This window comes from Methylobacterium gnaphalii (assembly GCF_007992215.1).
Classification (GTDB): domain Bacteria; phylum Pseudomonadota; class Alphaproteobacteria; order Rhizobiales; family Beijerinckiaceae; genus Methylobacterium; species Methylobacterium gnaphalii.
The window spans coordinates 144,436-165,443 of the sequence record NZ_BJZV01000012.1; the positions used below are offsets into that span (position 1 = coordinate 144,436).

Sequence of the window (21,008 nt, forward strand, 5' to 3'; positions counted from 1 at the left end):
CCCGTCATCGCCCGATGGTGAGGGTATTCCCTCGCAGCCTGCTCATACCGGCACTCCGGGTCGAGGCTTGTGAAACAGGACCGCGATCCTTGCGTCTCAGGCGCGCGACCGCAGCATCGTTTGGACCGCGACTTCGAGTGCTCGTGCGGCGGCGCTCGCCGCCGGGGAGCCGGTGCGCGCGAACATCACGATCTCTGACGGCGGGAGGTCGGGAAGGCCGAAGCGCGATCCGACATCGCTCATGTGGCCTGAGGCAATGGCACCCATCGGCGCGATGCCGAGCCCTGCTCTCACGGCAGCCAGAAGCGCCGTGCAACCCCCTCCGACAAAGGCTTCCCGCCACGGTCGGTTGGCTGCATCGAGGCGCTTGATCGCAACGGCTCTCACGCCACAGGTCGGACCGAGCGTGACCAGCGGGACGGCGTGCCCCAGCGTGACGGCGCTCTCGTCTCCCGATCGCCAACCAAGAGGATCCGTGCCGAGCACCTCGCCATCCGCTCCGCCCGCCTCACGCCGGATGATGACGGCGTCGAGTTCACCGTCGTCGAAGGAGGCGCGAACGTGCTGGGACGTCCCGCTGCGAAGTTCGATCGCGCTGCTCGATGGGAGTGCCGCCCGAACGTGGCGGATGACGTGCTCCAGTCCCGTTCCGAGCGCGTGATCGCTGGCTCCGATCGCGAGCCGCATCGTCGGCTCGTCATCGAACCGTGCGGCCTCGTCGTGCGCCGCCATCAGCGCACGCGCCTTGGTGAGAAACGCGACGCCATCATCGGTCGGCCGAACGTAGCGAGGCGTGCGATCGAGGAGCTTACGGCCAAGGGCCGTTTCCAGGCCTTTGAGGCGGGCGCTGACCACAGGCTGTACCGTGCCTGCAGCCTCTGCCGCGCGCGTCAGATTGCCGAACTCCACGGCAAGAATGAACAGGCGAACTGAAGCGAGATCGAGCATGATACGAATACGCTATGATGAGAAGTGCATCTCATAGCGTTACACATTGCTCGGACCAATGCGAGATCTCCCGCCGCAACTCATGCCAGGAGGTTTCGATGCCCATGATTACCGTCCGCTACGTCACGGCCTCGCCAAGAGACGATCTCAGGTCCGATATCGCCCGGTTGGCCACGAGGCTTGGAGCCGAGAGGCTCGGCAAGGACCCGAACGTCACGGCCGTGCTCGTCGAAGAGGCTGATCCGCAGAGTTGGTTCATCGCGGGCGAGCGACCGACAGATGCCGGGCTGTCGGCGTTCTGGCTGGATATCAAGATCACGGCCGGGACCAACACGAAGGCCGAGACCACGTCTTTCGTTCAAGCCGCCTTCGCGGGGATGGGAGAGCTGATCGGCCCGCTGCATGAGGAGTGCTACGTTTACGTGCACGCCGTCGATGGCGACGCTTACGGCTACGGTGGCCGCACTCAGAACGGCCGTTGGGCGGTTGCGAACCCCGGATAGCGCCATCCGACAAGGACTACCTGGCGGTAGCCCTTCCCCTACAGCGCCAACGTCACCTTCATCACGCTCGGATCGTCGAGATCCGCCTTCGCCTCGAACCCCAACCGCCGGCACACTGCCAGCATCGCCTTGTTCTCCGCCAGCACCAGCCCCTCGACTCGCCCGATGCCCTCGGCGCGCGCCCAGTCCAGCATCAGCCGCATCAGCGCGTAGCCCAGCCCCACGCCCTTGATGTCCGAGCGGACCAGGATGCCGAACTCGCCACTCTCGTGGTTGGCATCGGCATGAACCCGCACCGCGCCGAGCATCTGTTCGGTGTTGGCATCGATGGCGACGAAGGCGATGGCGCGGGCGTAGTCGAGCTGGGTCAGCCGGGCGAGGAAGGCGTGGCTGAAGTGCTTCATCGGCGTGAAGAAGCGCAGGCGCACGTCCTCCGGGTCGATCTCGGCGAAGAAGGCCGCGAACATGCCCTCGTCCTCGGGGCGCACCGGGCGCACCTGGATGGGACGGCCCTTGAGGGTCATCACTCGCTCCCACTCGACAGGATAGGGGCGGATGGCGAGGTGGGCGTGGGTGGCGCGGATGCGAGCTGGCTCTCCCTCCGTCACTCCGGGGCCCACCGGAGGGGAGAACGCGTCATCCCCCCGTGACGCGGGAGACGCGGTCGCGGCTTCCTCGGTCGCCGTGGAGGATGGGCTGACGGTGTCGGCCGTCGTGGATGGCACGCCTGCGGCGCGCGCCCGCGCGTCCCGGTTCTGCGTCGCAGCCGCGGAATGACGGAGGCGGTAGGGGGCGACGCGCACCCTCCCGTCGACGCCGAGCACGCCGTCGGCATCGGCCAGGAGGGGGTTGATGTCGAGCTCGCGCACCTCCGGCAGGTCGATGGCGATCTGGGAGAGCTTGACCAGCACCAGGGCAATGGCATCGACATCGGCTGCCGGCACGTCGCGATAGGCGGCGAGACGCCGGGCGACGCGGGTGCGGGCGATCTGGTCGGCGGCGAGACGCAGGTCGAGGGGCGGCAGGCCCAGCGCCCGGTCGTCGATCACCTCGACGGCGGTGCCGCCGCGGCCGAAGACCACGACGGGGCCGAAGGTCGGGTCCTCGGCGAGGCCGACGATGAGTTCGCGCCGGGTGCCGCGCGGTACCATGGCCTGCACGGCGAAGCCGGTGATGCGCGCCTCGGGCTGCTGCGCGCGCACCCTGGCGATCATGCGGGTGGCCGCCTCGCGCACATCGGCCTCCGAGGTCAGGGCGAGGCGCACGCCGCCGACATCCGACTTGTGCACGATGTCTGGCGAGACGAGCTTGAGCGCCACGGGCTGGCCCTGCGCGATCATCGGCCAGGCCGCCTCCGCGGCGAGCTCGCCATCGGGCGCCAGCAGGCAGGGCTGCATCGGGATGTCGTAGGTGCCGAGCAGCCGCTTCACCGAGAGCGGATCGAGCCAGCTCTGGCCGTCGGCCAGCGCCGCCTCGACGATGGCGCGGGCCGTCTCCACATCCGGCCTGAAGTCCTGCGGCAGCGAGGCCGGGGTGCGCATCAGGTCGTCCTGCGCCTCGCGGTAGCGCACGGCGTGCAGGAACCCGTCGACCGCATCCGCATCGGTGGGAAAGAGCGGGATGCCCGCCTTGGCATAGACCGCCGCCGCTGCCGGGCTCTCGCCCACCGAGACCGCGAAGACCGGCTTCCGGCGTCCGCCATCCGGCCTCACCGCCGTCACTGCGGCGGCGATGGCCTCCGCCGTCTCGCGGGCGCGGGCCCGAGCGGTGGGAACGTGGATGGCGAGCAGCGCATCGTTCTCGCGGGCGGCGAGCAGGGGTTTGAGCGCGGTGGCGTATTCGTGCGCCTCGGCATCGACGCCGAGATCGATCGGGTTCTTCGAGGAGCCGTGGCGGACCTCCGCGAGGGCCTCCAGGGTGGCCTCCGCGCAATCGGCCGCCTCGCCGCCGCGCTCGGCCAGCCTGTCGGCCGCGAGCGCGCCGATGCCGCGTCCGTTGGCGACGATCATCAGCCGGCGGCCTGAGAACAGCCGCTGCCGGCGCAGGGTCTCGGCGGCGGAGAACATCTCGTCCAGCGTATCGACCGAGAGCAGGCCGGCCCGGCGGAAGGCTGCCTCGTAGACCGCATCCGGCCGGGCGAGTGCGCCGGTGTGGGTTTGCGGCGACTCCTCCAGCGCCTCGTGCCGGCCGGTGCGCAGCACCATCACGGGTTTGACGCGCGCGGCGGCTCGGGCAGCGGAGAGGAATTTTCGGGCATCCTCGATGCGGTGGAGCGACAGCAGGATCGCCCGCGTCTGGAGATCCGCCGCGAAATGATCGAGCGCGTCGGCCACGTCGACATCGGCGGAGCGGCCGACCGTGAGGATCGCCGAAAAGCCGACCTCGCGGCGATGCGCCCAGGCCGCGATGGCCGAGGCCACGGTGCCGGATTGCGTGACCAGCGCCAGATCGCCGGCCAGGGGCGGATGCGCGAGCAGCGACGCGTTGAGCTTGCGCCCCGGCACGGCCACGCCGATGCTGTCCGGTCCGAGCAGCCGCAGGCTGTGCTCCCGCGCCGCCCGCCGCGCCGCGCCGATCGGCGCCCCCTCCCCCCGGCCGAGATGCGCCGACAGCACGGCCGCCGCCGCGACCCCGCAACGCCCCGCCTCGGCGACGATGCCGGGCACCGTCTCCGGCGGGGTCGCGATCAGCACGAGGTCCGGCACCTCGGGGAGGCTGGCGAGGTTGGGGAAACAGGGCAGGCCGTCGATCGTCTCGTAGCCCGGATTGACCGGCCGGATCGCACCCTCGAACCCGCCGGCCCGCAGCGAGTCGATCACGGCCCGGCCAACCGAACCGTCACGCTCGCCCGCCCCGACGATCGCCACACTGCCCGGCGCCAACATCGCGGCGAACCCGTAAGTGCTCATGAGCTGGCTCGGATGCTCGCGCGGAACATGATCCCTGTGAGCACGACGGCCGCACCGGAACCAGGGGAAAAGGGATGCCCGAGGAGTATCAGCCTTTCCGGTGTTTTGAACACCCGCACCCGTTGGCGGGATGATGAGAGGTGCTGTGGCGCAAGTATCTGTGCGAGGCGGACGAGAGGCCGAGCGCGTGGTGGCGAGGCGGAATGATTGGCGAAAGCCGTTTTTCCGTAGTGACTTGGACAGATGGTACTCGCGCGGAGCGCCCCGCCTCGGCGTTGGCGCTGCGCACGGCCCCAATAAACCTCCAGTCATACACAGTATCGTTCTAGATCGAATACTTTGACGACCGTCGATCGGCAGCGCCCGGGGTCATGATGTGGAGAGGGCGGAGCCATCCACAGGTCTTTGATGAGGTGGCAGGGCCAACGCCCCGCACGCCATCCGACTGATGAAACTAGGGTTTTTCGGTTCGTCTGCGCTGATCGTCGCCGCTCGACGTCGCGCGGCTCCTCATCGCCCGGTCGCCGTTAGCCGCCTGGCAAGCGGATCCTGACATGCTCCTCAAGCTCTTGCTCGGCCCTGCGAATACCAACACAGCCCACGTCCATTCCATGTCCGCCGCCAAGACGGTCACGCATCTGTTCTGGACCTTCGTTGCTGGAGGCGCGGCGGCGCTCGTCTATGGCCGACCGGCGCTCGTCGCGACCGGTGCCGGGCTCGCGGCCATCCTGCTCTATCGCCTTGATCGGCCACGCCGATTCCGTTCGCTCGTGCGCCGCGTCGCGCGTCGCCACGCTCGTATCCTCGCGCTCCGCCGCCGCCAGGAATGCTTCGTGGACGCCTACGGCAATACCGTCGAGGACGGCTGGCTACGCGAGCGCGAATACTTCATCGAGCGCACGGTCCTACCCATTCTAGAGCAGCGCGGCTTCTCCGATTACTTGGATCCACGCTGGGACCAGATGATCGCGATCGTCGAGGCGGCGGCTGCCTCCGTCCGCCTGCCCGATGAGACGGATATGCCTGAAGATGGAATAGCTTACGAGCGCTTCTGCGCCGGCCTCCTCACCCAGGCCGGCTGGCACGCCCGCCCCACCCAGGCCAGCGGAGACCAGGGCGCCGATGTTATCGCCGAAAACGCCGGCACCCGCCTCGTCATCCAATGCAAGCGCTACGGAAAGCCCGTTGGCAACGCCGCCGTGCAGGAAGTAGCGGCCGCAGCCCGCCACTGGTCTGCCGATATGGCGGCTGTGGTCTCCAACGCTGGCTTCACCCCCGCCGCGCGCAAGCTCGCCGCGACCACCGGCGTTCAGCTTCTGCACCATGATGATCTTGCAGAACTGCGTCCGATGCGGTCTGCGAACCGACGCCTACCCGCCTGATTTTCCTCGAGAATCTCCGGGCAGCGGGAGCCAGGCGCGCCTGTCTCGCGCCAGCAGCTCGTCGGCCCCTTTCGGCCCATCACTGCCAGCAGGATAAAATTCCACCGGGGCATCCTTCCAGGCCTTCAGCAACGGATCGACCGCAGCCCACCCGGCCTCGATGTTGTCCGCACGCTGGAACAGCGTCGCGTCGCCGATCATGCAGTCGTAGAGCAGGGTCTCGTAGCCGACATTCGGCGTTTCGTCGAAGAAGTCTTTGTACTGGAACGCATTCTCGACGCGCCCGAGCCGCATCTGCGGGCCCGGCGCCTTGACGTTGATCTCGGTGGTCTCACCGGGCTCGGGGGCGATGCGGATACGCATCACGTTCTGCGCGACGTCTTCTACCGGCGTGCCGCGAAACAGGCGGTAGGGCGCCGGCTTGAAATGGATCGCGATCTCGGTGAGGCGCCCGGTCAACCGCTTGCCAGTGCGCACGTAAAACGGCACGCCCGCCCAGCGCCAGTTCTCGATCTCGAGCTTCAGGGCGGTATAGGTTTCGGTATTCGAGTTTGGGTCAACGTTCGGCTCGTTGCGATAGGCCGGGACGTCCTTTCCGAACTCGACGCCTGCCGTGTACTGGCCGCGCACCGCGTGGTCGGGCTGGATCGGCTTAACCGCCTCGGCGAGCTTCGCTTTCTCCGTCCTGACCGCCTCGGCATCAAACGAGTTCGGCGGCTCCATCGCCACCATACAGAGCAACTGGAACATGTGGTTCGGCACCATATCGCGCAGCGCGCCGGTGGGCTCGTAGAAGGAGCCGCGCTGTTCGACGCCGACCGTCTCGGCCGCGGTGATCTGGACATGGTCGACGTATTCGCGACGCCACAACGGCTCGAAGATGCCGTTGGCGAAGCGGATCGCCATCATTGACTGCACCGTCTCTTTCCCAAGGAAGTGGTCGATCCGGTAGAATTGACTCTCATCCGCTTGTTTCAGGATGCGCGCGTTCAGCGCCTGCGCCGAGGCCAGGTCGTGGCCGAAGGGCTTCTCAATCACGACGCGACGAAAGCTGTCGTCGCCCTGCTTCAGAAGACCGGCCTTGCCGAGCCCGTCGACGATCGATCCAAAGAACCGAGCGGCGACGGCAAGATAGAAGACCGCGTTGCCCCGCAAGTGCTCGCCGAGCGCCTTATAAGTTTCTTCCTTCTCAAAATCGCCCTGCACGAAATGCAGCCGGTCGCGGATGAAGCTCCATTGGGCTTCGTCGATGTGGTCAGTATGGAATTCGCCGGACTTGTCCTTGGCGAAAGACTCCATCGTGTCGGTGAGCTCTTTGCGCCAGCCGTCGTCGGTCTTCTCATTGTGATCGACGCCGATGATCTTGAGATCGTTCGAGAGCAGCCCGCCACCGGAAAGGTTGTAGAGTGCTGGCATCAGCAATCGCTTGGTCAGGTCGCCGCCTGCTCCGAAGATCACGAGGGTGCAGGGGGGCGCCGGATCAGCGCCAGGTGCGCTGCGCTTCTTCGGCGAAACCTGATCGCCCATCACAACCGCTCCGAATGACGCACCGCAACGCTGCAGCGGCGGACCAACCGGTTGGCCAGGGAGGCGTTCCATGTCTTGCGTAAGGATCCGGCCAGCGCCGCTTCACTCCTCCGTGCGCAGAGCCTGCCCGTGGTCGACCGGCAGGTCGAGCGCTTTGCCTTTCAGCTCTTCGCCTGTTGGGAGGGAGCGGGCATCCCAGCCACCGCCGATGGCGCGGATCAGATCGACGGCCGTGGTGAAGCGGCTGAGCTTCACCTGCAACGCGGCCACTTCGTTGTTCACCTGCAGCGCCTGCGCGGTGACCACCGTAGTATAGTTCTGCGTACCGGCGCGGTACTCGTTAAGGGTGATCTCGACGGCCTTGCGGGCGGAGACCACGGCCTCGTCCTGCTTGGCTTGCTGTCGGGCCAAGATGCGTACGCTGGACAGGCCGTTCTCAACCTCCCCGAAGGCAGTGAGCACGGTCTGACGGTAGGTCGCCACCGCAGCATCATAACCGGCGCGAGCGGACTGAACGGCCGCGCTGCGCGCGCCGCCATCGAACAGTACTTCATTGCCAGCTGCCGCCACGGACCAGACCGAGTTCGTCGCAGAGAAGATGCCGTCGCGGGTAAGGCCCGCGAAGCCGCCGGAGGCTGAGAGTGTCACCGTCGGGAAGAAGGCCGCGACAGCGACGCCGATCTGCTCGCTCTGCGCCTGCACCAGCCGCTCTGACTGCGCGATGTCGGGTCGCCGCTCCAGCAATTCGGAGGGTACGCCGACCGGAACCGCCGGCGGCCGATCCGCTAGCCGGCCGATCGGGATGTTCAGCTCGGAAGGCGGCCGACCGATCAACGTGGCGAGAGCGTGCTCGAAGACCGCGCGCTGGACGTCGGTGGCGATCACCGCCGCCTCCGTGGTCTGAAGCTGGGTCTGCGCCGTGATAACATCGGACCGCGCGGCGACACCGGCATTGTACTGATTCTCGGCGATGCCGAGGCTGCGCTTGTAACCTGCTACATTCTCCTGGAGGACCTTCTTCAGCGTGTCCTGGTAGCGGAGCTGCAGATAGGTGGTGGCGAGTTCCGCCTGAATGCCAAGGCGCACCAGGCCAATATCGGCTGCCGAGGCCTGGGCGCTGGCAACGTCGCTCTCAAGCTGCCGCCGGATGCGCCCGAATAGGTCGGGCTCCCAGGTGGCCTGACCCTGCAACTGGTAGGTCGTCCGTTCCGAGCCGCCGGAGCGGGCACGTGTGATCGTCGGCGCGCCGATCACGGTCGGGAAGAGCGCTGCACGGGATTGGGCAACGAGGGCGCGGGCCTGCGAGTAGTTCGCGACGCTCGCACGTAAGTTTTGGTTGTCGACGTCGACGAGCCGCATCAGACGGTCGAGGGTCGGGTCGCGAAACACCCGCCACCAGTCGCCGCGCACGGCACCGTCATTCGGTTGGGCCGGCCGCCAGTTCTTCCGCTTCTGGACCCAGGCGAGGCTGTCCTCGCGCATTCCGCCCTCCTTGAAGCCGAGCGGAGTCTCGACGGAAGGGCGCGTGTAGTCGGGGCCGACAAGGCAGCCCGACGTCGAGGCGGCGACACCGAGGGCCGCCACCGTGCGGATGAGCTTCACAGACATTACTCGGCTGGGAACGGAGCCGCACCGCCGCCAGCTCGCCTGCTGCGCCGGTTCAACGCCCAATGGCGCAGCCGGTCGAGATACAGGTAGACGACGGGGGTCGTGTACAAGGTCAGGATCTGACTCACGATGAGACCGCCGATGATCGCGATGCCGAGAGGCCGGCGGAGCTCCGCGCCCTCGCCCACCGCCAACACCAGTGGCGCGGCGCCGAGAAGCGCGGCCGCCGTTGTCATCATGATGGGACGGAAGCGCAAGAGGCAGGCCTCGTAGATCGCATCGGCTGGCGAGGCACCACGGGTGCGCTCGGCATCGAGCGCGAAGTCGATCATCAGGATCGCGTTCTTCTTCACGATGCCGATCAGGAGGAAGACGGCGATCAGCGCGATCAACGTGAACTCCGTTCCCGTCGCGAGTAGCGCCAGCACGGCGCCGATTCCAGCCGAGGGCAGCGTCGAAAGAATTGTGATCGGGTGCACGTAGCTTTCGTAGAGAATGCCGAGCACTGCGTAGACCGCGAGGAGCGCGCCGAGGATCAGCAGAGGCTGGCGCGAGGCCGATTCCTGGTAATTCTTGGCCGCGCCGGAGAATTCGCCGTGAATGGTAGCCGGCATGCGCAGTTCCTGCATTGCCTTCTCGATCGCGTTCGTTGCGTCCGAGAGGCTCTTGCCAGGCGCCAGGTTGAACGAAACCGTCGTGGCCACGAATAGTCCTTGATGGCTGACTTGGACCGGCGCCGTGCCCTGCTCGAACCGGGCAAAGGCCGACAGCGGCACCATCGTCTCCTTCGCGCTTGAAACCGGCGCGCTGGAGGAGGCACCGCCTTTGCTCGCGGCAATGGCGTTTGAGGCGGCGTTGCGCGCGGAATCCGAAGCCACCGAAGAGGCGTCTGTGCCGGTCGATGTGCTGTCCGCGCCAGCAGAGGATGCCACCGTGGAACTGGCGGCCCCGGGCGCTGGGGCACCGCTAAGCGCGTTCGAGGCACCGGTCATCGCGCCGCTGCCGGTGCTCGATGCCGATGGCGTGGCATTGCTCGAGGTTGATGCCGCCGTCGGCCCGGTCACGGTTCCGGCCACGGCGTTAGTGGTGGCCGAGCCGCGCGCATTCCCGCCTGAGGTCGAGACGTAGATCATCTTCAGCGTCTCGGGGCTCTGGAGGTAGCGCGGCGCGATTTCCATCACGACGTGGTACTGATTCAGAGGGTTGTAGATGGTCGAGACCTGACGCTGGCCGAAGGCATCGTAGAGTGTTTGGTCGATCTTGTCGGGCGTGATGCCGTAGCGGTAGGCCGTCGGCCGGTCGATGATGATCCGGCTCTCTAGGCCGCCTTCCTGCTGGTCGGAAGTCACGTCGGCGAAGAGATCCGTCTGCTTCTGCAGCGTCTCAACCAGCTTCGGCGCCCAAGTGTAGAGTTCTTCCGCCGAGTCCGCCTGAAGCGCGTATTGATACTGAGCGAAGCTCTGCCGGCCGCCCATCTTGAGATCCTGCCGGGAGAACAGGAACAACCGGGCTCCGGCAACCTGCGATAGCTTCGGTCGCAGTCGCGCCATCACCGCGTCGATCGACGGTCGCTCGCCCAACGGCTTCAGCCCCACGAAGACGTTGGCCGAGTTTGTGCCACGCCCTCCGGTGAAGCCGACAATACTGTCCACGGCCGGATCGGCCTGCACAATGGCGCTCGCCCTGGTCAGCTTCTCCTTCATCGACTGGAAGGAGATGCGCTGGTCGGCCTGGATGCCGCCCATGAGCTGTCCCGTATCCTGCTCGGGGAAGAAGCCCTTCGGCACGATGACGTAGAGATAGACGTTCAGCCCGATCGTCACGAAGACGCTGAGCAGCACCAGCCGGCGGTGGCGCAGCGCGAAGCCAAGGGAACGCTCGTAGCCGCGCAGCAGCCCCTCGAAGCCGCCCTCCAGCACGCGGACGAAGATATTGCTGCGTCTGGGCTTTGCCGCAGGGTCGTGAGCATTCAGGAAGCGGGCGCACATCATCGGCGTCGTGGTCAGCGAGACCACGAGCGAGATCAGGATTGCCAGTGATAGCGTGACCGCGAATTCGCGGAAGAGCCGACCAACGATGCCGCCCATCATCAGGATCGGCAGAAAGACCGCGACGAGCGATAGGCTCATAGAGATCACCGTGAAGCCGACCTCGCGTGCCCCAAGCAAGGCCGCCTCCATCCGCGGCTTGCCGGCCTCGATATGACGCTGGATGTTCTCCAAGACGACGATGGCGTCGTCGACCACGAAGCCGGTGGCGATGATCAGCGCCATTAGCGACAGGATATTGAGCGAGAAGCCGCAGAGGTACATCGCGGCGAAGGTGCCCACGATCGAGATTGGCACCGCCACGGCCGGGATCAGTGTCGCGCGTCCCGAGCGTAGGAACACGAAGACCACCAGGATCACGAGGCCGACGGCGATGAGCAGTGTCTCCTCGGTCTCCTTAAGCGAGGCGCGGATCGTGGCCGAACGGTCACCCGAGATGTCGAGGTCGATGTCCCCAGGCAACGCGGCCCGGATCTGCGGGATCGCCGCCTTGACCCGCTTCACCGTCTCGACGACGTTGGAGTTCGGCTGCTTGTAGATGAACAGGATGACGCCAGGCTTGCCATTGACGAGCCCGAGGTTGCGCTTGTCCTCGACGGAATCCTCGACTTGGCCGACATCACTCAGCCGCACCCCCGCGCCGTTCCGGTAGGCCACGACGATGTCGCGATAGTCGGCAGCCTGCCGGCCCTGGTCATTGGCGTAGAGCTGGTAACGGCGGTTACCCGCAACGACGTCGCCCTTAGGCGAGTTAGCGTTAGCCGAGGCCAGCGCCGCGCGGATACCCTCAAGGCCGATGCCGTAGTTAAACAAGGCCGTCGGGTCGAGCTCGACGCGCACTGCCGGCAGTGAGGAGCCGCCGATATCGACGTTTCCGATGCCCTCGACCTGGGACATCTTCTGCTGAACCACCGTCGCGGCGGAGTCATAGAGCTGGCCGGGCGATAAAGAATCCGAGGTAAGGCCTAGGATGAGGATCGGCGCGTCTGCCGGATTGAACTTCCGGTAGGTTGGGTTCTGCCGCAGAGCCGTCGGCAGGTCAGCGCGGGCTGCGTTGATCGCCGCCTGGACGTCGCGGGCGGCACCGTCGATGTCGCGGTTCAGGCCAAAGAGCAGAATGATGCGCACAGTGCCGGTCGAGCTCGTCGATGTCATCTCATTGACATCGGCGATGATGCCGAGCCGGCGCTCCAGCGGAGCCGCCACCGTCGTTGCCATAGTCTCCGGCGAGGCGCCGGCCATCTGCGCCTGGACGAGGATGACGGGAAAATCGACCTGCGGCAGCGGCGCGACCGGCAGCTTAATGAATGCGAACAGGCCGGCCAAAAGAACGCCGATCGTAAGCAGCGTCGTGGCGATCGGGCGCCGGATGAACGGCTCCGACACGTTCACGGCAGCGCCTCGCCCGCGCGGAAGCCGCCCTCACGCCGGCCCGTCAACCGTCGCTCCAGCCGGTCGAAGGCAAGATAGATTACCGGCGTCGTGAACAGTGTCAGCACCTGACTGACGATGAGGCCGCCAGCGATGACAATGCCAAGCGGCTGGCGCAACTCGGACCCAACGCCGGTGCCGAGGATCAACGGCACCGCCGCGAACAGGGCCGCGAAGGTGGTCATCATGATAGGGCGGAAACGCAGTAGGCACGCCTCGTAGATCGCATCGCGTGGGGCCATTCCCTCCTCGCGCTCAGCCTGAAGCGCGAAGTCGATCATCATGATCGCGTTCTTCTTCACGATGCCGATCAGGAGCACGATGCCGATGATGGCGATGATGTCGAGCGAAAGTCCGAACAGCATCAGTCCGAGCAGTGCGCCGATCCCAGCCGAGGGCAGCGTCGAGAGAATTGTGATCGGGTGGATGAAGCTCTCGTAGAGCACGCCGAGCACGATGTAGACGGTGACAATCGCGGCGAGGATCAGGAAGAGCTCGTTGGAGAGCGCCGCCTGGAAGGCGAAGACAGAGCCCTGCGGCACTACGTTGAAGCTCGCCGGCAGCCCGATCTCCTTGCGCGTCTTCTCGATGGCATCGACCGCCTGTCCGAGGGCCGCCCCGGGCGCTAGGTTGAACGAGACGGTGGTCGCCGGAAACTGACCGAGATGGCCGACGAGCAGCGGCGCGCGACGCTCATCGATCCTGGCGATCGCCGAGAGCGGCACCTGTCCTGAAGCAGCGGTGGAGGACGGTAGGTAAAGTTTCTTCAGCGAGTCCAGCGTCGTGTGTAGCGCGGGATCGGCCTCAAGAATCACCCGATACTGGTTTGATTGCGAGAAGATCGTCGAGATGATGCGCTGGCCGAAAGCATCGTAGAGCGCGTTGTCGACCGAAGCCGGCGTGATGCCATAGCGGCCGGCGGTCGCCCGGTCGATGGTCACATAGGCCGCGAGACCGTTGCCCTGGTAGTCACTGGTCACGTCGGCGAGCAAAGGTGAAGCTTGCAGCGCGTCGACGAAGCGTGGAACCCAGGTTTCGAACTCGGACAGGTTCGGATTCTCCAGGATGACTTGGTACTGAGTCGCCGAAACCGCTGTGTCGATGGTCAGGTCTTGGACCGGCTGCATGTAGAGGCGAACGCCGGCAACCTCGCGCGTCGCCAGGTTGAGACGCCGGATGACGTCGCTGGCGCTCGCCGAACGCTCGGCCCGCGGCTTCAGATTGATGAGCATGCGGCCGGAATTGAGGGTGACGTTCTGCCCGTCGACTCCGATGAACGAGGACAGGTTGGCGACGTCAGGATCCTTCAACACGACGTCGGCGAGTTGCTGCTGGCGCTCCGCCATCGCCGCATACGACACGCTCTGGTCAGCCTGGGAGATACCCTGGATGACGCCCGTATCCTGGACCGGGAAGAATCCCTTCGGGATCACCACGAAAAGGTACGCGGTGAGCGCGATCGTGCCGACAGTGACGATCAGCGTGAGACCCTGATTGGCGAGCACCACGCGCAGCGCGCGGCCATAGGCTGCGATGGTCCCCTCGGTCAGCCTGCGCCCGGCGCGGCCGATGAAACCTTTGCGCCGCTGGCCGTGCACCTCGGGCTTGAGGAGACGCGCGCACATCATCGGCACCAGGGTCAGTGAGACGAAGGCAGAGATGACGATGGTGGCGGCGAGCGTGATCGCGAATTCGTGGAAGAGCCGACCGACGACATCTCCCATGAACAGGAGCGGGATCAGCACCGCGATCAGTGACACGGTCAGCGACACAATGGTGAAGCCGATCTCGCGGCTGCCCTTCATCGCAGCCTCGAGCGGCGAGTCACCCTCCTCAACGTGGCGGGCGATGTTCTCGATGACCACGATCGCATCGTCGACGACGAAGCCGGTGGCGATGGTCAGCGCCATCAGGGAGAGGTTGTCGAGGGAGAAGCCCCAGACGCTCATTGCCGCCAGCGCGCCGACGAGGGAAAGCGGCACCGACAGGCTAGGAATGATCGTCGCGGAAACGCTGCGTAGGAACAGGAAAATCACCATCACGACTAGTGCGATGGCGAGCAGCAGCTCGAACTGGACGTCCTCCACTGAAGCTCGGATCGTGATCGTGCGGTCGGTGAGAAGCGCGATGCCTACGGCCGCCGGCATGCTGGCCTGCAGCTGAGGCAGCAAGGCCTTGATCTTGTCGACTGTGTCGATGACATTCGCGCCCGGCTGGCGCTGGATGTTGAGGATGACGGCGGGCGTCCGGTCCATCCAGGCACCGAGCCTAGTGTTTTCAGCGCCATCAATCACCTCGGCGACGTCCGACAGGTGCACCGGCGAGCCGTTCTTGTAGGCGATGATTGCGCTCGAATAGACGGCCGGGTCGCGGACCTGATCGTTGGCGTTGATCGTGTAGGACTGGGTCGGCCCGTCGATATTACCCTTCGGCGTGTTGACGTTGAGGTTCGCGATCGTAGTGCGCAGGTCGTCGATATTCAGCCCATAGGCGGCGAGCGCCAGGGAGTTAAATCGCACTCGCACCGCCGGCCGCTGACCGCCGCCCATACTGACAAGGCCGACGCCAGCCACCTGGGAGATCTTCTGGGCGAGCCTTGTCTCGGCGAGGTCGCGCACCTGCGTCAGCGGCATCGTCGCCGAGGTCAGGGCGAGCGTCAGGATCGGCGCATCGGCCGGATTGACCTTGGCGTAGACCGGCGGCGCGGGCAGATCCGAGGGTAGGAGGTTGCCGGCCGCATTGATCGCCGCCTGAACCGATTGCTCGGCGATGTCGAGAGAAATGTCGAGGCTGAACTGCAGAGTGATGACCGACGCACCGGCCGAGCTCTGCGAGGACATCTGGCTGAGATTGGCCATCTGGCCGAACTGCCGCTCCAGCGGTGCCGTGACGGCCGAGGTCATCACCTCGGGGCTCGCTCCTGGATAAAAGGTCTGCACCTGGATTGTCGGGTAGTCGACGGCGGGTAGCGCCGAAACCGGAAGGCCAACATAGGAGACCATGCCGACGATCAGGATCGCCAGCATCAGCAGCGTCGTCGCCACGGGACGGAGGATGAAAATACGCGACGGGTTCATGGCGTGTGCCTACCGCGTAGCGATGCTCATTCTCTCCCCCTGCAGGCGGGGAGAGAATGAGCGCGAGGCCGTCGCGCGTCCCATCACTGAGCCTTCTGTCGGCCGCGCCGATGCGAGTGCTCGCCGCCTTGTGTCTGCACGGCATCGCCCTGGCCGTCAGGGGCCTTGCCGCCGTCCGTCTTGCCGGCGCTGCCCGTCTCGGCCAGCTGCGAGGCAGCGGTTCCTGCAGCGGCCTTATCACCCGGCGCACCACCTGCCTTGGCCTGCGTTCCACCGGAAGTGATCCGCACGGCTGCCCCCTCTCGCAGGCGGTCGGTGCCGTCCGTGACGACCCGGTCGCCCGGCTTGAGGCCCGTGGTGACGACTGTGCGGGAACCGTCAGTCTCGCCTACTGTGATCGGGCGCACCGTGACCTTGTCGTCGCCTTGCATCAGGTAAACGTAGGCGCCGGGCGTGCCCCGCAGGATCGCTGAGGTCGGGACGACGGTGGCGTCCTTAATCGTGTCGACCGTCAGTTTTGCGTTGACGAACTGGTTCGGAAACAGCGTCTCATCGTCGTTCTGAAACAGTGCGCGTAGCTTCACCGTGCCGGTGGTGACGTCGATCTGGTTGTCGATCGTGTCGAGGGACCCAGTGGCGATCTCATGCTGGTCGCCACGGTCGTAGGCGCGTACCGTCAGCTTGGCGCCGGCGCGGATACGTTTCATCACTTGAGCGACGTCATCCTCCGGCAGCGTGAACAGCACCGAGATCGGATGGAGTTGTGTCACCACTACAATATTGGTGGAGCCGGCCGAGATGTAGTTGCCCTGATCAACCTGGCGCAGGCCGACCCGGCCCTCCACGGGTGACGTAATGCGGGCATAGGCGATGTTGAGCTTCTGTTGATCGACCATGGCCTGGTCGGCAGCGACCGTGCCCTCATTCTGCTTCACCAGAGCGGCCTGCGTGTCGACGTTCTGCTTCGAGATCGAATCCTGGCGGTTCAGGGTCTGATAGCGCTGCAGGTCGAGCTTGGCATTCTGAAGCAGGGCCTGATCCCGCGCGAGCTGGCCCTGGTTCTGCGCGAGCAGGGCTTCGTAGGGACGCGGGTCGACCTGGGCAAGATAATCGCCCTTCTTGACCGTTTGCCCCTCGCGGAAGCCGATATCCAACAAGTAGCCGCTGATCTGCGAACGAACCGTCACCGTGGCGAGCGGCGTTACGGTGCCGAGCCCCTGGAGAACGATCGGCATATCGCCAACCGATGCGGTGGCGATCCCTACGGCCTGGGCAATGTCGCCGCCCCCATGGCGACCGCCACCGCGGCCATGCTTCGTCGCCGCGACTCCCTCGGGCACACGCTTGGCGTCGTACATACGATGTGCGACTGCGCCCGCTAATCCGAGTAAAACGAGCAGCAGCATCCAGCGCCCGGCTCGACTGCGCCGGCGGGTCTTCGGGGCGGGAACCTGCTCCGGATATTCCCGTGCGGTCTCCCTGCGGATCGGCGAACTCTCGTTCATCCTCGTCTCAATCAGATCGTCGCGTCGAAACCGTCTTCGCTCCGATTGTCCCTATACCGTGAACCGGACTGCGCTTTCGCCCAACGGACGAAGACTAACGGATCACAGCCTCCGTCCCGATCCATTCCGATCCGCTGGAGACTGGCGAACAGGCGTAGGCTTCGAGATGGGAAGCGCTCATCGCAAAAGCACGCGAACGGTGTCTCGGCAATGCGTCGTGAGTACGGCGTGCAGGTTTCCCGGATGTTGCTGAGCGCGGCGGGCTTTTCGGAGAAGCGATGTCGCATGGCAACATGTTCAGCGTGTACGCGCGAAGCACCCTGCGACGACAGGACAGGGGGCAGCGCCCGAAACGCAAAGAGGCCGCCGTGCGGGACGGCAGCCTCTTCGCTACAACCGAGCCGGCGACCACATGCAGGGAACGAGGGGGCGGAGTTCTCTACAGGCGGTCGCCGGTCGGCCGTGGGTTCAGAGTTATCTCACGACTGATGATTGTCAACATTCGTCAGTCGTGCTGGATGCCAGGGCTCGAAGTCGTGTGCGTTCCCGCACGTTTCGCCATGATATCCCTGCGTGGTATCCGCTTCTTGTCTTGACGCCGTGGACATTGCGACAGGTGTCGTCACCGCTCTGATTTGCCGTATATGAATCCCGTCTTCGCCGATCTTCCCGTCACGGTCTTCGAGACGATGTCGCGGCTCGCCCGCGAGCACGGCGCGGTCAATCTCGGCCAGGGGTTTCCCGACGATCCGGGTCCGGACGACGTCCGCGAGGTGGCTGCCAAGGCCCTGCGCGACGGCTACAACCAGTACCCGCCGATGATGGGCCTGGCCTCGCTCCGCTCGGCGATCGCGGCCCATTACGGCCGCCACCAGGGCCTCGACCTCGACCCCGAGACGGAGGTGATGGTCACCTCGGGCGCCACCGAGGCTCTGGCCGGCGCGATCTTCGCGCTGATCCAGCCCGGCGACGAGGTCGTGCTGTTCGAGCCGATGTACGACGCCTACCTGCCGCTGGTGCGCCGGGCCGGTGGCATTCCGCGCTTCGTGACGCTGAAGCCGCCGCATTTCCGGCTGGAGGACGAGGCGCTCGCGGCAGCGTTCTCGGACCGCACCCGGCTCATCATCCTCAACAATCCGTTGAACCCGTCGGCCACGGTCTTCGGCGAGACCGATCTGTCGCTGCTCGCGGAGTACTGCCAGAGATTCGACGCCCTCGCGCTCTGCGACGAGGTCTGGGAGCACGTGATGTTCGACGGCTCCCGGCACGTTCCGCTGATGGCGCTGCCGGGCATGCGCGAGCGAACGATCAAGGTCGGCTCCGCAGGCAAGATCTTCAGCCTCACAGGCTGGAAGGTCGGCTTCGTGATGGCCGCTCCGGGGCTGATGCGGGTGCTTGCCCGCGCCCACCAGTTCCTGACCTTCACCACGCCGCCGAACCTGCAGGAGGCGGCAGCCTACGGCCTGGGGAAGGACGAGGCCTACTTCATCGGCATGCGCGCCGGGCTCGCCCGCTCACGCGACCGTCTGGCGAAGGGCCTGTCAGCCCTCGGCTTCACGGTGCTGCCCAGCGCCGCGACCTATTTCCTCAGCATCGACATCGGCGAGGACGACGACGTCGCCTTCTGCGAGCGGCTGGTGCGCGAGAACGGCGTCGCGGCGATTCCGGTGAGCGCCTTCTACGAGACCGGACGGGTCAGAAACCTCGTGCGCTTCTGCTTCGCCAAGACCGACGCGACACTCGATGCAGCCCTCGACCGGCTGTCGCGCCGCGCGAGCGCCGCCTGATGAAATTTTCCGCGAGCAACGGTCGCTTCCTTGCCGCCGGGGGGCCGGCGGACCACATGCTCTGGCATGAGCGCTGCACACACGCCCCGCCATCCGCACGTCTTCGCCGAGCCCTTCGGCTCGGCCGAGCTGAGCCGCTTCACCGATACTGGGCCGGAGGCCAGCCTCCGGCGCCTGGAGCAGATCGCGCATCTGATGGACACGGCCTTCGTGTTGCCGGGCATCAACCGGCGAGTCGGCCTCGATGCGGTGATGGGTCTCGTGCCGGTGATCGGCGACATCGCGGGCGTCGCGATCGCCTCCTACATCGTCTACGAGGCGAAGCGACTCGGCGCGCCGCGCTGGCTGATCGCGCGCATGGCGGCGAACGTGGCCTTCGACGGCCTCGTCGGTGCGGTGCCGGTGGCCGGCGACCTCTTCGATGCGGCCTTCAAGGCCAATCGCCGCAACGTCCAGCTGCTACGCCGGCATCTCGAGAAGAAAGGCAACTTGCGGCCGAGCGAGATCGAGGGCACGGCAACGCGGCTCGATTGAGCGCTGTCATCACCGGGGCCGTGACGTCATGAACGAGGTGCCGCGCCCGCAAGTCGACGCGGTCCCCACGACTGCGCCCGACAACGCGCCGCAGATTCAGGCCTTGCCGCCGGAGACTCGGCGCGGGCTCTCGCCGCTCAACAGGCGCCGCGTCGCGAACTTCTGGCGGAACAAGCGCGGCTCCTGGTCCGCCGTGATCTTCGTCGCGCTGTTCGTGATCAGCCTGTTCGCGGAGTTCATCGCCAACGACAAGCCGATCTTCGTCTCCTACAAGGGCGAGTGGCTCTGGCCGGTCTTCGTCGACTACCCGGACGAGAAGTTCGGCGGCTTCCTGGCGCAGACCGACTACCGCGCTCCCGAGACCCGGAAAGAGATCGAGGAGAACGGCTGGGCGGTCTGGCCGCCGATCCCCTATTCCTACAACACCTTCATGAGCGACCTGCCGACGCCGTCGCCCTCCCCGCCCACCTGGAACCTGACCGACGAGCAGTGCCGCCCCGTCGCAGAACGGGCCGGCGTGGAGGCGAAGGGCCGCCCGCTCGGCTGTCGTGACATCGAGAAGCACTGGCTCGGCACCGACAATGCCTCGCGCGACGTCCTCGCCCGCGTGATCTACGGCTTCCGCATCTCGGTGCTGTTCGGGCTGATGCTGGCGGCGGTTTCGTCGGTGATCGGCGTGATCGCCGGCGCGGTGCAGGGCTATTTCGGCGGCTGGACCGACCTGATCTTTCAGCGCGCCATCGAGATCTGGAGCGCGGTGCCGACGCTCTACCTGATCATCATCATGTCAGCCTTCCTGGCCCCAAGCTTCTTCACGCTGCTCGGCATCCTGACGCTGTTCGCCTGGACGGCCCTGGTCGGGGTGGTGCGCGCCGAGTTCCTGCGCGCGCGGAACTTCGAATATGTGCGCGCGGCGCGCGCGCTCGGCCTCTCCAACATCGCGATCATGACCCGCCACCTGCTGCCGAACGCCATGGTGGCCACCCTGACCTTCCTGCCGTTCATCCTGAACGGCTCGATCACGACCCTGACCTCACTGGACTTCCTCGGGTTCGGCCTGCCGCCGGGCTCGGCCTCGCTCGGCGAGCTGTTGGCGCAGGGCAAGGACAACATCAACGCGCCCTGGCTCGGGCTGACCGGGTTCTTCGTCGTTTCGGCGATGCTGAGCCTGCTGGTATTTGCCGGCGAAGCGGTTCGGGATGCCTTCGATCCGCGTAAAACCTTTGCATAAGATCATAGAAAATCTATTTTGTTACTGATAATCTATGCTTTTGATTCTGCGATCTAACTCTGATTTTGCGTGCTCAATCCTCGCGTTGCAGGCGTCCAGGTCGAGGAAGCAGTTGAGCGGAATGTACGCATCTTTCCTCGAAAGCAGCTCATCAGTTAGAGCGTTCCAGATCTGTAATTCTCCGTTCAAAAAATAATCTCTGATAAATCTCTCGATTTCTATCAAATGTCTAGCAGCTGCCACCGAGCCGTCGTCTTCTAGAAAAACTCCCTGAGTTACGTCAAACAACAATCTTTCATCTTGAAAATTTAAAGAAAACCGAATCTCGAACAGCGAGTCTGCCGATCTATAAAATAGTTTAATAACACCATCGTCGAGCGCAATTCCTGTCGCAGACATATTCTCCATTGAACCATAGGGTGGACATTCCCTCAGCCGAACACAAATATCCGGCAATTCAATCATTTTGTCAGGTTGACCTTTTTCATTCCTCCCAATCTGTTCGATGAGTTCGGCGC

General features: G+C 65.4%; 13 protein-coding genes. 5 read left to right on the forward strand and 8 right to left on the reverse strand.

Translation table 11 applies throughout. The annotated features are described in order from the left end of the window. Window positions 1-96: 96 nt before the first annotated feature. Window positions 97-948: a LysR family transcriptional regulator gene (locus MGN01_RS12240; protein ID WP_147046896.1), complete on the reverse strand. Its 852-nt coding sequence runs from the start codon at window positions 946-948 to the stop codon at window positions 97-99. 98 nt (window positions 949-1,046) lie between these two features. Between MGN01_RS12240 and MGN01_RS12245 the strand changes: the two genes are divergently transcribed. Beyond that, the gene (locus tag MGN01_RS12245; protein WP_147046897.1) at window positions 1,047-1,451 is read left to right on the forward strand and encodes a tautomerase family protein; all 405 of its coding nucleotides are present in this window, start codon (window positions 1,047-1,049) and stop codon (window positions 1,449-1,451) included. A 38-nt stretch (window positions 1,452-1,489) separates the two neighbouring features. On the opposite strand, the gene MGN01_RS12255 is transcribed toward MGN01_RS12245, so the two are convergent. Continuing rightward, complete coding sequence (locus tag MGN01_RS12255) at window positions 1,490-4,360, reverse strand: bifunctional acetate--CoA ligase family protein/GNAT family N-acetyltransferase (RefSeq protein ID WP_238257742.1); 2,871 nt, start codon at window positions 4,358-4,360, stop codon at window positions 1,490-1,492. Window positions 4,361-4,971: 611 nt separating this feature from the next. Between MGN01_RS12255 and MGN01_RS12260 the strand changes: the two genes are divergently transcribed. Beyond that, on the forward strand, window positions 4,972-5,742 hold the full coding sequence (locus tag MGN01_RS12260) for a restriction endonuclease (RefSeq protein ID WP_147046918.1): 771 nt from the start codon (window positions 4,972-4,974) through the stop codon (window positions 5,740-5,742). Here the strand turns inward: MGN01_RS12260 and zwf are convergent. The 5 genes from zwf to MGN01_RS12285 all read right to left on the reverse strand — a co-directional run bounded on the left by zwf (window position 5,731) and on the right by MGN01_RS12285 (window position 16,938). Further along, complete coding sequence (gene zwf / locus MGN01_RS12265; protein WP_147046898.1) at window positions 5,731-7,269, reverse strand: glucose-6-phosphate dehydrogenase; 1,539 nt, start codon at window positions 7,267-7,269, stop codon at window positions 5,731-5,733. The genes MGN01_RS12260 and zwf overlap by 12 nt on opposite strands. Window positions 7,270-7,371: 102 nt before the next feature. Next, a complete protein-coding gene (locus tag MGN01_RS12270) occupies window positions 7,372-8,877 on the reverse strand; it encodes an efflux transporter outer membrane subunit (RefSeq protein ID WP_147046899.1) in 1,506 nt (501 codons plus the stop codon). Next, a complete protein-coding gene (locus MGN01_RS12275; protein WP_147046900.1) occupies window positions 8,877-12,317 on the reverse strand; it encodes an efflux RND transporter permease subunit in 3,441 nt (1,146 codons plus the stop codon). Before MGN01_RS12275 ends, MGN01_RS12270 begins: the two co-directional genes overlap by 1 nt. Then, window positions 12,314-15,433 (reverse strand): MdtB/MuxB family multidrug efflux RND transporter permease subunit, encoded by a 3,120-nt coding sequence (locus MGN01_RS12280; RefSeq protein WP_147046901.1) that lies wholly within the window; start codon window positions 15,431-15,433, stop codon window positions 12,314-12,316. Before MGN01_RS12280 ends, MGN01_RS12275 begins: the two co-directional genes overlap by 4 nt. Before the next feature lie 83 nt (window positions 15,434-15,516). Next, entirely contained in the window at window positions 15,517-16,938 is a 1,422-nt protein-coding gene (locus MGN01_RS12285; protein WP_147046902.1) for an MdtA/MuxA family multidrug efflux RND transporter periplasmic adaptor subunit, read from the reverse strand. Between the two features lie 644 nt (window positions 16,939-17,582). On the opposite strand from MGN01_RS12285, the gene MGN01_RS12290 reads away from it, so the two are divergent. The 3 genes from MGN01_RS12290 to MGN01_RS12300 all read left to right on the forward strand — a co-directional run bounded on the left by MGN01_RS12290 (window position 17,583) and on the right by MGN01_RS12300 (window position 20,490). Further along, window positions 17,583-18,725, forward strand: a complete 1,143-nt coding sequence (locus MGN01_RS12290; RefSeq protein WP_147046903.1) for an aminotransferase — start codon at window positions 17,583-17,585, stop codon at window positions 18,723-18,725. 66 nt (window positions 18,726-18,791) lie between these two features. Further along, on the forward strand, window positions 18,792-19,259 hold the full coding sequence (locus tag MGN01_RS12295; protein ID WP_147046904.1) for a DUF4112 domain-containing protein: 468 nt from the start codon (window positions 18,792-18,794) through the stop codon (window positions 19,257-19,259). A gap of 28 nt (window positions 19,260-19,287) precedes the next feature. Then, on the forward strand, window positions 19,288-20,490 hold the full coding sequence (locus tag MGN01_RS12300; RefSeq protein WP_147046905.1) for an ABC transporter permease: 1,203 nt from the start codon (window positions 19,288-19,290) through the stop codon (window positions 20,488-20,490). A 21-nt stretch (window positions 20,491-20,511) separates the two neighbouring features. Here MGN01_RS12300 and MGN01_RS23565 read toward each other — a convergent pair. Next, window positions 20,512-21,008, reverse strand: a 497-nt coding sequence (locus MGN01_RS23565) for a hypothetical protein (RefSeq protein WP_210246075.1), incomplete at its 5' end; no start/stop codon positions are given.

Coding starts and splice junctions, on each gene's coding strand:
- MGN01_RS12245 (WP_147046897.1), top strand. CDS start 1,047: ATGCCCATGATTACCGTCCGCTACGTCACGGCCTCGCCAAGAGACGAT.
- MGN01_RS12290 (WP_147046903.1), top strand. CDS start 17,583: ATGAATCCCGTCTTCGCCGATCTTCCCGTCACGGTCTTCGAGACGATG.
- MGN01_RS12270 (WP_147046899.1), bottom strand. CDS start 8,877: ATGTCTGTGAAGCTCATCCGCACGGTGGCGGCCCTCGGTGTCGCCGCC.
- MGN01_RS12255 (WP_238257742.1), bottom strand. CDS start 4,360: ATGAGCACTTACGGGTTCGCCGCGATGTTGGCGCCGGGCAGTGTGGCG.
- MGN01_RS12240 (WP_147046896.1), bottom strand. CDS start 948: ATGCTCGATCTCGCTTCAGTTCGCCTGTTCATTCTTGCCGTGGAGTTC.
- MGN01_RS12295 (WP_147046904.1), top strand. CDS start 18,792: ATGAGCGCTGCACACACGCCCCGCCATCCGCACGTCTTCGCCGAGCCC.
- MGN01_RS12300 (WP_147046905.1), top strand. CDS start 19,288: ATGAACGAGGTGCCGCGCCCGCAAGTCGACGCGGTCCCCACGACTGCG.
- MGN01_RS12280 (WP_147046901.1), bottom strand. CDS start 15,433: ATGAACCCGTCGCGTATTTTCATCCTCCGTCCCGTGGCGACGACGCTG.
- MGN01_RS12285 (WP_147046902.1), bottom strand. CDS start 16,938: ATGAACGAGAGTTCGCCGATCCGCAGGGAGACCGCACGGGAATATCCG.
- MGN01_RS12260 (WP_147046918.1), top strand. CDS start 4,972: ATGTCCGCCGCCAAGACGGTCACGCATCTGTTCTGGACCTTCGTTGCT.
- zwf (WP_147046898.1), bottom strand. CDS start 7,269: ATGGGCGATCAGGTTTCGCCGAAGAAGCGCAGCGCACCTGGCGCTGAT.